This is a genomic window from Micromonospora sp. NPDC049274, from assembly GCF_040678875.1.
Lineage (GTDB): Bacteria > Actinomycetota > Actinomycetes > Mycobacteriales > Micromonosporaceae > Micromonospora.
Map to the genome: position 1 here is coordinate 88,197 of NZ_JBFAQS010000002.1, position 12,630 is coordinate 100,826.

The 12,630-nt window shown below is 70.6% G+C and carries 14 protein-coding genes; 11 read left to right on the forward strand and 3 right to left on the reverse strand.

Annotated features, from left to right (window positions below; genetic code table 11):
• Positions 1–10: 10 nt before the first annotated feature.
• Positions 11–1,027, reverse strand: coding sequence for an NAD-dependent epimerase/dehydratase family protein (locus AB0K10_RS03970; protein WP_363679739.1), 1,017 nt, complete (start codon positions 1,025–1,027; stop codon positions 11–13).
• A gap of 104 nt (positions 1,028–1,131) precedes the next feature.
• Between AB0K10_RS03970 and AB0K10_RS03975 the strand changes: the two genes are divergently transcribed.
• A complete protein-coding gene (locus tag AB0K10_RS03975) occupies positions 1,132–1,824 on the forward strand; it encodes an SDR family NAD(P)-dependent oxidoreductase (RefSeq protein WP_363679741.1) in 693 nt (230 codons plus the stop codon).
• Here AB0K10_RS03975 and AB0K10_RS03980 read toward each other — a convergent pair.
• The gene (locus AB0K10_RS03980; RefSeq protein ID WP_363679743.1) at positions 1,809–2,582 is read right to left on the reverse strand and encodes a thymidylate kinase; all 774 of its coding nucleotides are present in this window, start codon (positions 2,580–2,582) and stop codon (positions 1,809–1,811) included. The two genes, AB0K10_RS03975 and AB0K10_RS03980, sit on opposite strands and share 16 nt — an antisense overlap.
• Positions 2,583–2,683: 101 nt before the next feature.
• Between AB0K10_RS03980 and AB0K10_RS03985 the strand changes: the two genes are divergently transcribed.
• From AB0K10_RS03985 to AB0K10_RS04005, 5 genes are all read left to right on the forward strand, one after another.
• Positions 2,684–3,331, forward strand: a complete 648-nt coding sequence (locus AB0K10_RS03985) for a nucleotidyltransferase (protein WP_363679745.1) — start codon at positions 2,684–2,686, stop codon at positions 3,329–3,331.
• Positions 3,328–3,603, forward strand: coding sequence for a hypothetical protein (locus AB0K10_RS03990; protein ID WP_363679747.1), 276 nt, complete (start codon positions 3,328–3,330; stop codon positions 3,601–3,603). The genes AB0K10_RS03985 and AB0K10_RS03990 overlap by 4 nt, the downstream gene beginning before the upstream one ends.
• Positions 3,604–3,613: 10 nt before the next feature.
• Positions 3,614–4,390, forward strand: a complete 777-nt coding sequence (locus tag AB0K10_RS03995) for a metallophosphoesterase (RefSeq protein ID WP_363679749.1) — start codon at positions 3,614–3,616, stop codon at positions 4,388–4,390.
• Positions 4,381–4,524 (forward strand): GPGG-motif small membrane protein, encoded by a 144-nt coding sequence (locus AB0K10_RS04000; protein ID WP_007464364.1) that lies wholly within the window; start codon positions 4,381–4,383, stop codon positions 4,522–4,524. Before AB0K10_RS03995 ends, AB0K10_RS04000 begins: the two co-directional genes overlap by 10 nt.
• A 157-nt stretch (positions 4,525–4,681) precedes the next feature.
• On the forward strand, positions 4,682–5,176 hold the full coding sequence (locus tag AB0K10_RS04005; RefSeq protein ID WP_363679751.1) for a TspO/MBR family protein: 495 nt from the start codon (positions 4,682–4,684) through the stop codon (positions 5,174–5,176).
• Positions 5,177–5,228: 52 nt separating this feature from the next.
• Here the strand turns inward: AB0K10_RS04005 and AB0K10_RS04010 are convergent, their stop codons facing one another.
• Positions 5,229–6,002 (reverse strand): peptidoglycan DD-metalloendopeptidase family protein, encoded by a 774-nt coding sequence (locus AB0K10_RS04010; protein ID WP_363679753.1) that lies wholly within the window; start codon positions 6,000–6,002, stop codon positions 5,229–5,231.
• Positions 6,003–6,252: 250 nt separating this feature from the next.
• Between AB0K10_RS04010 and AB0K10_RS04015 the strand changes: the two genes are divergently transcribed.
• From AB0K10_RS04015 to AB0K10_RS04035, 5 genes are all read left to right on the forward strand, one after another.
• On the forward strand, positions 6,253–7,599 hold the full coding sequence (locus AB0K10_RS04015) for an ABC transporter substrate-binding protein (RefSeq protein WP_363679755.1): 1,347 nt from the start codon (positions 6,253–6,255) through the stop codon (positions 7,597–7,599).
• A gap of 70 nt (positions 7,600–7,669) precedes the next feature.
• Positions 7,670–8,716 (forward strand): sugar ABC transporter permease, encoded by a 1,047-nt coding sequence (locus AB0K10_RS04020; RefSeq protein ID WP_363679757.1) that lies wholly within the window; start codon positions 7,670–7,672, stop codon positions 8,714–8,716.
• A gap of 1 nt (position 8,717) precedes the next feature.
• Positions 8,718–9,686, forward strand: a complete 969-nt coding sequence (locus tag AB0K10_RS04025) for a carbohydrate ABC transporter permease (protein ID WP_363679759.1) — start codon at positions 8,718–8,720, stop codon at positions 9,684–9,686.
• 66 nt (positions 9,687–9,752) lie between these two features.
• The gene (locus AB0K10_RS04030; protein ID WP_363679761.1) at positions 9,753–10,799 is read left to right on the forward strand and encodes a LacI family DNA-binding transcriptional regulator; all 1,047 of its coding nucleotides are present in this window, start codon (positions 9,753–9,755) and stop codon (positions 10,797–10,799) included.
• A gap of 95 nt (positions 10,800–10,894) precedes the next feature.
• A complete protein-coding gene (locus AB0K10_RS04035; protein WP_363680487.1) occupies positions 10,895–12,565 on the forward strand; it encodes a glycoside hydrolase family 13 protein in 1,671 nt (556 codons plus the stop codon).
• Positions 12,566–12,630: the final 65 nt, after the last annotated feature.

Sequence of the window (12,630 nt, forward strand, 5' to 3'; positions counted from 1 at the left end):
ACGACCCGTATCACGCGTTTCGCACAGCCTGCCACTCCCTGAGGATCGCCGCCTCATCCGCCGGGTCCAGTCCACCCTGCCGTACGGTGTCGGGCCGCGCTGTCATCCAGGACGCGGTCGCCCGAACGGTGTCCGACAGCGGACGGACCGTCAGACCCGCGTCCAGCGCCGGCCGGGCATCGCGATCCATCAGGCCAGCCCACTCCGGCAGGCGCACCCACAGCGGCAGCGCCCGCTCCCCCGACCACTCCCGTACGTCGTGGGCTGCCAGGAAGTCCTGATCGACCCAGGTGATCTGCGGGTCGGCGATGCCCAGGCCGGCCGCCACACCGGTCAGCAGATCGGCGCGGGACAGCGCCGGGCCGATGCCGTCGTACGTGCCGGCGAGGCGGGTGCCGGCGGCGTGCAGCAACCAGCGGGCCAGGTCGGCGACGTCCACGAACTGCACCCGGTCGCCCGGCCGGCCGGGCGCGAGAACCTCCCCGCCGTTCGCCAGCCGCCGCACCCAGTACGGAAAGCGGTCGCTCGGGTCCTCCGCGCCGACGATCAGCCCCGCGCGGCAGATGAACGACAGGTCCGCACCCATCCGCTCGCGGACCAGCGACTCGATGCTGACCTTGCACTCGCCGTACCAGCGGTGGTCCGGGCCGACCGGAGCGTCGACGTCCGGCGGAGCGGGCGGCAGCAGCGGCGCGTCCGACGCTGTCTGACCCGGGGTGGTGTTGTCCGCGTACACCGAGATCGTGGACACGAACGACCAGTGACGAACGTGGTCGGCCAGCGTGGCGAGCGCGTACCGGGCATGGCTGACCTGACGGGTAACGTCGATCACCGCGTCGAAGCCGTCGTCGGCGAGTGGCGCCAGCGCCGCGGGCTCGTCGCGGTCGACAGGCACGAACCGCGCACCGGTCGGCACGACACCGGACACGCCCCGGGCCGCGCAGGTCACCTCGTGGCCCTGCGCGACGGCCAGTCGGGCCAGCGCCCGCCCGAGAAACCGGGTGCCACCGAGAATCAGGATCCGCATCCGCCGATCCTGCGCCGCCGAACGCCGATCACGCCAAGAACTCTGCTGTGGGCAGAGCGCCGGCCGGCCGATCGGTAGTCGCGCCGGGCGCTAGCGTGTGGCCCATGGCGGAGCGCAGCGTGGTGGTGACCGGAGGCACGGGTGGTCTCGGCGGGGCGGTCGTCGCCTCGTTCGTCGACGCGGGTTGGCGGGTGGTCGTACCGCAGCGGACAGCCCGGCCCGGGTCGGAGCCGGCGGCGGACGGGCTGGTCCGGGTCGTCGCGGACCTGACCGACCCGGCCGGCGCGGCAGCCGTCGTCGAGGCCGCCCTCGGCGACCCGGCGGCGCCGCTGCGGGCGGTGGTCAACCTCGTCGGCGGGTACGCGAGCGGCGGCCTGGTGCACGAGACGCCGGTCGACGAGTTCGAGCGGATGCTCACCGTCAACCTGCGACCCACCTACCTGGTCACCCAGGCCGCGCTGCCGCACCTCGTGGCGGCCGGCGGTGGCGCGGTGGTGTGCGTCTCGGCTCGCGCTGCGGTGAGCCCGTTCGCCGGCGCGGCCGGCTACGTCACGGCCAAGGCGGCGGTGCTCGCCTTCGCCAACGCGGTCGCGGTCGAATACCGCTCCCGCAACGTGCGCTGCAACACCGTGCTGCCCAGCGTCATCGACACCCCGGCGAACCGCGCCGCTCAGCCCGACGCCGACCACTCCCGCTGGGTGACGCCGGCCGAGATCGCGCCGGTGATCCGCTTCCTCGCCTCGACGGACTCCGCGCCGACCACCGGGGCCAGCGTTCCGGTCTACGGACGCGCCTGAACGAGCAGCGACACGACGCCGCCGCGCTCGACCCGCTCCTGCGTCGGCGCGGCGGGCGGCGCCGGCTGCGGTACGTCGGTGGGCGCCGGCCCGTCCGACGACCGGGTGGGGTCGGGGCGGACGTCCTCCGGCAGCCAGGTCGCCAGGTGCGCCTGGATCTGCTCGGTCACCTCCTCGGCCGAGCGGCCCGCGTCGACGAGGACGAAGCTCGGATACTCGGGCAGGGTCCGGTAGGCGGTGTCCGCCGCGGTGAGCCAGCCCATCGACTCGTGGTCGGTGCCGCGCTCCTCGATGCGCTGGTACGCCACGGCCGGGTCGACGGCGAGCAGGAAGGTCACCTGCGGCGTCGGGAAGAGGCGGTAGCCGGCCCGGGCCAGCCGCTCCCAGCGGTTCCCGCCGTGCGCGCGGATGCTGGCGTACTGGCAGGCCGAGTAGCGGTCCATGACCGCCGTGCGGCCGGTGAGCAGGCAACTGAGCAGGGCCACGGCGATGGCGAGCCAGCGCAGCACGGACTCCACCGCCAGGACGCCGTCCCGCCCGACGAGCCGTTGCGCGTCCGGGAGGCCGAGCCGGTGCGCGAGCCGGCCGAGCCAGCGCCGCCCGCTGGCGTTGCGGCGGTACGCGGCGGGACGCCCGGCGGCGGTGAGCGCGTCGGCCAGCCGGTGCGCCTGCGTGGTCTTGCCCGAGCCGTCGATGCCGATCAGGGCGACGGTGCGCAACCGGACCCCGCCGCGTCGCATCCCCGATGATCTGGCCACCCTCGACAGGTTATCCGACCCATGCTTGCGCCCCGCGACGTTAGTACCCTTTTGTCCCCGTTGGCACCTGACCGCGACGTCAGCAGGTGTGGGCGACCGGAATGCCGGGTACGGGAGTTCGAATCCAACCGCCTGTCCACCAACACGACCGACGGGAGATCCAGATGGCTGAGCGCGGGGACGAGAGTCTGGTGCACACCCTGAAGAAGGTCGCCGCCGTGCTCAAGCAGTCCGAGATCCCGTTCGCCCTGGGCGGCAGCTTCGCCGTCTACGCCCACGGCGGCCACTCGAGCGACCACGACGTCGACTTCCTGATCCGCGAGGCCGACGTCGAGCGGTCCCTGGAAGCGCTCGTGGCCGCGGGTTTCCGCGCCGAGCGACCGCCGGAGGACTGGCTGGTCAAGGTCTTCGACGACGGGCGGATGGTGGATTTGATCCACCGGCCGATCGAGACGCCGGTGACCGAGGAGACGTTCGCCGACACCGTCGTGCGGCCGGTGGACGCCATCCACATGCCGGTCCTGTCCGCCACCCAGCTCATGGTGCACAAGCTGCTGAGCTTCTCCCAGCACTACTGCGACTTCGCCCGCGGCCTGCCGCTGGCCAGATCGCTGCGGGAGCAGATCGACTGGGAACGGGTACGCAAGGAGACGCAGCACTCGCCGTACGCCGAGGCGTTCCTGGTGCTGTTGGACCGGCTGGAGGTGGTGCCGGAACCCGGCGCCCCGGCAGGAGAGGAGACACCGTGACGAACGATCAGGCCGGTGGCGTGGCGCCACCCGACGAGTACGTCGAAGCGGAGATTCAACGGCTGCTCACCGAGGATCCGGCCGTCGCCGAACAGGGGATCACGGTCGTCCGGCGGGAAGGTGCCATCGTGCTGTACGGCGAGGTGGAGAGCCCACACCGGCGGGAGGAGATCCTGCGCCGGGTGTCGGAGCGCTTCCCGGACGTGCCGATCACCAGCGACATCGGTGTGATCCGCGCCCAGGCGCCCACGGAGATCGAGCAACTGCCCTGAGGGAGGTTTCATGGTGATCCGGATCGCCGCCGTGGGCGACGTGCATCTGGACGAGGACGTGGTCGGCCGGTTCCGCCCGGCGCTGGAGGAGCTGCCGGAGTGCGCCGACGTGCTGCTGCTGGCCGGCGACCTCACCCGGCACGGCACCGAGGCCGAGGCGCGCTGCGTGGCGCAGGAGTTCGGCGGGTTGGCCGTGCCGGTGGTGACCGTGCTGGGCAACCACGACCACCAGTGTGACCAGGTGCCGCAGGTGGTAAAGGTGCTCGAGGACGCGGGGATCACCGTGCTGGAGGGCAACGGCGTGGTGCTGGACTGCGCGGGCGGCCGGCTCGGTATCGCCGGCGTCAAGGGCTTCGGCGGGGGGTTCGCCGGCCGGTGCGCGAGCGACTTCGGCGAGCCGGAGATGAAGGCGTTCGTCCGGACCACCAACGAGAGCGCGGATCGCCTCGGAGCGGCCCTGCGCTCGCTGGACTGCGACATGCTTGTCGCGCTGACCCACTACTCGCCGGTTCCGGACACGCTTGTCGGCGAGCCGCTGGAGATCTACCCGTTCCTGGGGTCGTACCAGCTCGGGCAGGCGATCGACTCGGCGCCCACCGCGCTGGCCGTGCACGGACACGCGCACGCCGGCACCGAGCGCGGCACCACCCCGGGAGGGGTACGCGTCCGCAACGTGGCGCACCCGGTGATCAAGCAGGCGTACAGCGTCTTCCACGTCGGGGATCAACTCGACACCGACCAGGTTTCCCCGATCGGAGGGTCGGGTAGACAGAGGTCATGGAGCTGATTCTCTGGATTCTCGCAGTCGTACTCGTGGTCGCCGGCATCCTCGCGCTGTTCCGCCGGCAGATCCTGTGGGGCATCGTCCTCATCGTCGTCGGGCTGTTGGTCGGCCCGGGTGGTGTCAGCATCTTCAATTGACGTTCGTACCTCTTAAACAAACACTCCTTCACCAGACCGGGACCCGTCGGGGTCGCCGTGGCCGGAGCTTCGTCCTCCCGACAGAAGCACCGGCGGCGGCGGCCCCGGCGCTTTTTTGTGGGGTTTGACCAGGCCACCGATCGGCAATATCTCGACCATGGAGATATCTCGCGAGGCACGGCCCACCTCCGGCCGACGGTCGCGCTGGGCGCTCGCCGGCTTCGCGGCGGCGGTCTTCGTCGCGGCGGCGATCGGCGGGCTGGGCGTGCAGGGCACCACCGACGAGTACGCGAGCCTGCGCCAGCCGGGCTGGGCGCCGCCGTCCTGGCTCTTCGGGCCGGTCTGGACGGTGCTCTACGCGCTGATCGCCGTCGCCGGCTGGCTGGTGTGGCGTCGGGTCGGCTTCTCCCCCGCCCTCTGGGCGTGGACGGCCCAACTCGTCCTCAACGCCATCTGGACGCCACTGTTCTTCGGCGCGGGGCAGTACGGGCTGGCGTTCGCCGAGATCGTGGTGATGTGGCTGGCGATCGGCCTCACCGTCGTGCTCTTCACCCGGGTGTCCCGCGTCGCCACGGCGCTGCTGCTGCCGTACTGGGCGTGGGTCACGTTCGCCGCCGCGCTCAACCTGTCGATCTGGCAACTGAACACCTGACCGACGCCGGACCTCCGGCGGGAGGCAGCCCCGCCGGAGGCCCGCTGGCGCGTCAGCAGCGGGGCACGTTCGGGATGTAGCCGTCGTAGCCGGTGTAGACGTACGCGTCGGCGATGTAGCGGCCGCTGCCGATGCGGTCCCAGATCGAGCTGGTGCCGTACGTGCCGGTGACAGTGGTGCCGCTGGTCTGGCAGGCGATGGTCACCCGGGTGCCGTCGGCGACGGTGCCCACCGAGGCGTATCCCGTGCCGGGGCCGGAGCGGACGGTCAGCGGCGTGCCGCTGGTGTCGACAGTGGCGTTGCCGGAGCCCGAGCTGCAGTTGTTGTCGCTGGTGTAGGTCTTGGTGCCCCAGTACAGGCCGAGGGTGCCGTTGAACCTGACCTGGACGTCGTTGCCGTTGAGGCGCTGCTCGTAGTGCAGGTGGGGACCGGTGGACCCGCCGGTGCTGCCCACCCAGCCGAGCACCTTGCCGTAGCCGACGGTCTGCCCCACCGAGACGTTGAAGCCGTTGAGGTGGGCGTAGTAGGTCGAGTACCCGCCACCGTGGTTGATCCGGACGTACTTGCCGTAACTGGTGCCACCGAGGTCGGTGACCCGGTCGACCGTGCCGGGGGCGCTGGCCACCACCGGGTCGCCGAGGTCGTCGGTGCGGTTGAAGTCGACCGCGTTCGCCGGGCTGTGGTCCGACCGGGTCTGCCCGGACCAGGACTGACCGCACGGGAACGGCACCTTGAAGGTCGGCGCGGCCAGCGCCGGGCTCGCCGGCGCGAGGACTCCACCGACGAGCAGGCCCGTCACCAGCAGACTGATCCACCGCTTACGCATCCAGATCCTCCTATGTTGAAAACCTTCGATGAGGTAGCCCTAGACTGACAGATATCGCCAATCTTCGAAAGAGTCCCGATCTTCGCCCGGCAGCCCGCCCAGCCGGCGGACACGAGGTTTCGGGATTGTTACTCGCTCGTGTCTGACAGGGGGTGGACCAGACCCGATGCAAGCGCTTACATGTGTGCACGCCCAATCGGACCGGCGAGGGTCGTCAGCGCAGACCACGCCGGCTAGGAAGGAGGACGGCATGGCGGTCTTTACCAGACCACGCCAGGCCTTCGTGATCGCCGGTGTGCTCGGGCTGGCGCTCAGCGCCACCGCTTGCGGTACCGGTGACGACAAGAAGAGCGACAAGGCGGGCTCCGCGGAGTGCGCCCCATACGAGAAGTACCAGGGCAACGACGGCAAGAAGGTCTCCATCTACGCGTCCATCCGTGACGCCGAGGCCGACCTGCTCGAGCGGTCGTGGTCCCAGTTCACCGAGTGCACCGGCATCAAGATCGCGTACGAGGGCAGCGGCGAGTTCGAGGCCCAGCTCCCCGTCCGGGTCGACGGCGGCAACGCTCCCGACATCGCCTTCGTGCCCCAGCCGGGCCTCGTGAAGCGATTCGCGGACGCCGGCAAGCTGAAGCAGCTCGGCGCCGACACCAAGACCATGGCCGAGCAGAACATGCCTGCCGACTGGCTGAAGTACGGCACCGTCAACGGGACGCTCTACGGCGTGCCGCTCGGCGCGAACGTCAAGTCCTTCGTCTGGTACTCCCCGAAGACGTTCAAGGAGAAGGGCTGGGAGGTCCCGACCACCTGGGATCAGCTCATCGCCCTGAGCGACAAGATCGCCGCCAGTGGCATGAAGCCGTGGTGCGCGGGCGTCGAGTCCGGTGACGCCACCGGCTGGCCGGCCACCGACTGGATCGAGGACGTGCTGCTGCGGACGGCGGGCGCCGAGGTCTACGACCAGTGGACCACCCACCAGATCGCGTTCAACGACCCGCGGGTCGTCGACGCGGTGGAGCGCGCCGGCACGATCCTCAAGAACGAGAAGTACATGAACGGCGGCTTCGGCGGCGTCAAGAGCATCACCACCACCGCCTTCCAGGAGGCGGGCCTGCCGGTGACCACCGGCAAGTGCGCGATGCACCGTCAGGCGTCGTTCTACGCCAACCAGTTCCCCGAGGGCACCAAGGTGGCTGAGGACGGCGACGCGTTCGCCTTCTACTTCCCGGCCATCGACGCCGCCAAGGGCAAGCCGGTGCTGGGCGCGGGCGAGTTCGTCGTCGCCTACGCCGACCGTCCCGAGGTCCAGGCGGTGCAGACCTACCTGGCCTCCGCCGAGTACGTCAACAGCCGCGCGAAGCTCGGCAACTGGGTCACGGCGAACAACAAGCTGGACATCGCCAACGTCGCCAGCCCGATCGACAAGCTCTCCGTCCAGATCCTCCAGGACAAGACCGGCGTCTTCCGGTTCGACGGTTCCGACCTGATGCCGGCGGCCGTCGGCGCGGGGACGTTCTGGAAGGGCATGATCGAGTGGCTGAACGGCAAGCAGACCGCCCCGGTGCTCCAGGGCATCGAGAGCAGCTGGCCTAAGTGATCTCGACGGTGGCCCGGCCCGCGACAGCGGGCCGGGCCACCGTTCGAACCGGACCCGGAAGGGAGGGTTGATGGAGTTCGACTTCGCCGAGGAGCAGCCGAAGCTCCTCATGCTGATGTACGGGCTGATCGCCTTCGTGGTGGTGGTGGGCGGTCTGCTCCTGCTGCTCGACGTCGTGCCGGCCTGGTTTGCCCGGCGACGGGAGGCGCAGCTCGTCGCTGCCTCGGCGAGTGGAGCTCCTCTCCCCCGCCGGTACAAGCCGCGGGAGGGGATCTTCGCGATCTTCTTCCTGCTGCCCACGCTGTTGCTGCTCGCCATCGGCCTGGTCGTGCCGGCCCTCCGCACCATGCTGCTCTCCCTGATGAACGGGAGCAGCACCGACTGGGTGGGGTTGCGCAACTACGGCTGGATGTTCTCCGACAACTCGATGCTCCGGGTCCTGATCAACACCCTGGTCTGGGTGGTGCTGGTCCCGCTGGTCGCGACCGCGTTCGGCCTGATCTACGCCGTCCTGGTGGACAAGGCCCGGTTCGAGGCCGTGGCCAAGTCGCTCATCTTCCTGCCGATGGCGATCTCCTTCGTGGGCGCCAGCATCATCTGGAAGTTCGTCTACGCCTACCGCGGCGACGGGGACCAGATCGGTCTGCTCAACCAGATCGTGGTCAGCCTCGGCGGCGAACCGAAGCAGTGGCTGCTCGAATCACCCCTGAACACGCTGCTGCTGATCGTCATCATGGTCTGGATCCAGGCCGGCTTCGCCATGGTGGTGCTCTCCGCCGCGATCAAGGCGATCCCCGGCGACATCGTGGAGGCCGCCCGGCTCGACGGGGTCAGCCCCTGGCAGATGTTCTGGCAGATCACCATGCCGAGCATTCGGCCGGCGCTGATCGTGGTGGCCGTGACGCTCACGATCGCCACGCTCAAGGTCTTCGACATCGTCCGGACCGCGACCAACGGCAACTACGACACCAACGTGATCGCCAGCGAGATGTACAACCAGGCGTTCCGGTACGGCCAGAACGGGCAGGGCTCCGCGCTCGCGGTCTTCCTCTTCATCCTGGTCATCCCGGTCGTGATCTACCAGATCCGCAACCTCCGTCGACAGCGGGAGGGCTGACATGACGACCGCAACGCCCACCGTCGCCGCCGGTACGCAGAAGACCGACGGCACGCCGTCCACCACCGCTGGGCGGGTCCGTCGGCGACTCAACAGCCGTACGGCCACGCTCGTCTCGATCGTCATCGCGGTGGTCTGGACCATCCCGACGTTCGGCCTACTCGTCTCCTCCCTCCGGCCGGAGGACGAGATCAAGACCACCGGCTGGTGGACCGCCTTCACCAACCCACAGTTCACGCTGGAGAACTACCAGCAGGTCCTGTTCGGGCGGTCGTCCTCGTCCGGGCAGCTCGCCAGCTACTTCATCAACTCGCTGGCGATCACCATCCCGTCGGTGCTCTTTCCGCTCGCCTTCGCGTCCCTGGCCGCGTACGCGCTCGCGTGGATCAACTTCCGCGGGCGGGACTGGCTCTACATCGCGATCTTCGCGTTGCAGATCGTCCCGCTGCAGATGGCCCTGGTGCCGCTGCTGAGGTTCTTCTCCACAGGCGTCTCCCTCGGCGGCGTCACGCTGATGCCGGCGTGGGACCTGGTCGACGAGCAGAAGTTCGCCCAGGTGTGGTTCGCGCACACCTGCTTCGCGCTTCCGTTCGCCGTCTTCCTGCTGCACAACTTCATCTCGCAGCTTCCCGGCGACCTGATGGAGGCGGCCCGGGTCGACGGGGCCACCCACCCGAAGATCTTCCGCACCATCGTGTTGCCGCTGATCACCCCGGCGCTTGCCGCGTTCGGCATCTTCCAGTTCCTCTGGGTCTGGAACGACCTGCTGGTCGCGCTGATCTTCGCCGGTGGCGGCAACGAGACGGCCCCGCTCACGGTTCGCCTGGCCGAGATGGCCGGCACCCGGGGCAGCGAATGGCAACGGCTGACCGCAGGCGCGTTCGTCTCGATCGTTGTACCGCTCGTCGTATTCCTGTCCCTGCAGCGCTTCTTCGTGCGAGGTCTGCTCGCCGGCAGCGTCAAGGGCTGACCCGCTTGCCCGCCGTCGCCTGCCCCTGAAGGCGGCGGCGGGCGACGGGTACCGAGCGGGGGAACCGTGACGAAGATTGATGATGTCGCCCGGCTGGCCGGGGTCTCCACGGCAACCGTCTCGCGGGCCCTGCGCGGGCTGCCGACGGTCTCGGCCGCCACCCGACGCAGAGTGCTCGCGGCCGCCGAGCAGCTCGACTACGCGGTCTCGCCGAGCGCGTCCCGGCTCGCCGGCGGCCGCACCGGCACGGTCGCTGTGGTCGTACCCCGGATCACCCGGTGGTTCTTCAGCACCGTCGTCGAGGCGGTCGAGGATTACCTGCACCACTCCGGCTACGACCTGCTGCTCTACAACCTGGGCGGTCGGGAGCAGATCCGCCAGCGGGTGCTGCGCACCGCCAACCTGCACAAGCGGGTGGACGCCATGATGCTTGTCGCCACGCCGCTGCGCCCCGCGGACCTGACCGCACTGGCCTCCCTGGACCTGCCCGGCGTGACCATCAGCTCGGGGAGCAGGGTCCCCAACTGGCCGTGCGTACGCATCGACGACGTGGCCGCCGCGCGGACGGCCACCCGCCACCTGCTCGACCTCGGGCACCGGCGAATCGCGCACATCTCCGGAGACCCCGACGACGAGCTGGCCTTCACCACCCACCTCGACCGGCGCCGGGGCTACCAGGCTGCGCTGCGAGCCGCCGGTCTGCGACCCGATCCGAGCCTGGACGTCGAGTCGTCGTTCACCATCGACGGCGGCAACCGGGCCACCGCCGAGTTGCTGGCCCGCGGTGTTCCACCGACCGCGATCGTCGCCGCCTGCGACGAGATGGCGATGGGCGCGATGACCGCCCTGCGCGACGCCGGGCTGCGCGTACCGCAGGACGTCAGCGTCGTCGGCATCGACGACCACGACCTCGCAGGCGTGCTCGGACTCAGCACCATCGCCCAGCCCGCCGCGGAACAGGGCCGGCTGGCAGCCCGAATGCTGCTCGACCCGCTCGGCGCCCGCAGCCTGAGCCCGATCGTCGGTCAACGAACCGCCGACGGCGACACATCGGTGATCCTGCCCACTCGACTGGTGGTGCGAGAGTCCACCGCGCCGCCCCGGGCAGACTGAACCCCAACCATCCGCCGCCGGCCGGCGGCTGGCGGCGACGCGGCCGGCAGCAGCACCGCCGGCAGTCCACCCACCGCGCGACACGGGAGACGACCCTGAACACCGATCCGACCCAGCAGACCTCCTCCGGTCACCCGATCACCGGCTGGTGGACCGAGGCCGCCATCTACCAGATCTACCCGCGCTCGTTCGCCGACTCCGACGGCGACGGCATCGGTGACCTGCCGGGCATCACCGCCCGCCTCGACCACCTGGCCGAGCTGGGCGTGGACGCGGTGTGGCTCTCCCCGTTCTATCCGTCGCCGCAGGCCGACGCGGGCTACGACGTGGCCGACTACCGCGACGTGGACCCGCTGTTCGGCACCCTCGCCGACGCGGACAAGCTGATCGCCGAGGCCCGCTCCCGGGGCCTGCGGGTGATCGTCGACCTGGTGCCCAACCACACCTCGTCGGCGCACCGCTGGTTCCAGGCCGCGCTGGCCGCCGCGCCGGGCAGCGCCCAGCGGTCCCGGTACATCTTCCGCGACGGCCTCGGCCCGGCCGGCGACCAGCCGCCGAACGACTGGCAGAGCGTCTTCGGCGGCCCGGCCTGGACGCGGACGGTCGACCCGGACGGCCGGCCCGGCCAGTGGTACCTGCACCTGTTCGACACCGGCCAGCCCGACCTCAACTGGGACAACCCGGAGGTGCACGAGGAGTTCCTCGGCGTCCTGCGGTTCTGGCTGGACCGCGGGGTGGACGGCTTCCGCGTCGACGTGGCCCACGGCCTCGTCAAGCAGGCCGACCTGGCCGACTGGCAGGAGCCCCAGGAGATCCTCTCCGGCAACGAGATCGACAAGCCGCGCCCGCCGATGTGGGACCAGGAGGGCGTGCACGAGATCTACCGGCAGTGGCGGCGGGTCCTGGACAGCTACCCCGGTGAGCGGGTGCTGGTCGCCGAGGCGTGGGTGGAGCCGGCCGAGCGGTTGGCCCGCTATGTCCGCCCGGACGAGATGCACCAGGCGTTCAACTTCGAGTACCTGCTCGCCGCGTGGACCGCGCCGGCCCAGTACGCGGTGATCACCCGCTCCCTGGAGGCGACCGACTCGGTGGGCGCGCCGACGACCTGGGTGCTGTCCAACCACGACGTGGTGCGGCACGCCTCCCGGCTCGGCCTGGCGGTCGGTGGCGGCCGACCCAACGGCATCGGCATCGGCGACCCGCAGCCGGACGCCGCGCTCGGCCTGCGCCGGGCCCGCGCGGCCACCCTGCTGATGCTCGCCCTGCCCGGCTCCGCGTACCTCTACCAGGGCGAGGAGCTGGGCCTGCCCGAGCACACCACGATGCCCGACGAGGCCCGGCAGGACCCGACCTGGGCGCGCAGCGGGCACACCCAGCGGGGCCGCGACGGCTGCCGGGTGCCGATCCCGTGGGAGGCCGACGCCCCGTCGTACGGCTTCGGGCCCACCGACGCCAGCTGGCTGCCGCAACCGCCGTCCTGGGCGGAGTACGCGCTGGACCGGCAGCGCGACGTGCCCGGTTCGACGTACGAGCTGTACCGCACGGCGCTGCGGCTGCGCCGCGCCCACGGCCTGGGCCGGGGCACGCTGGAGTGGCTGTCCTCGGGCGACGAGACGCTTATCTTCCGCAACGGCGAGCTGACCGTGCTTACCAACTTCGGCGACGCGCCGGTGCCGGTTCCGGCCGGCGCCGAGGTCCTCGCGTCCAGCGCCCCGCTGGACGACCAGGCCGCGATCCCGACCGACGTGACGGTCTGGCTGCGCTGACTCTGACCCGAGTCCGTGAGGGGCCAACAGCAGGGATGTTGGCCCCTCACGCTCGCCCTAGGCAG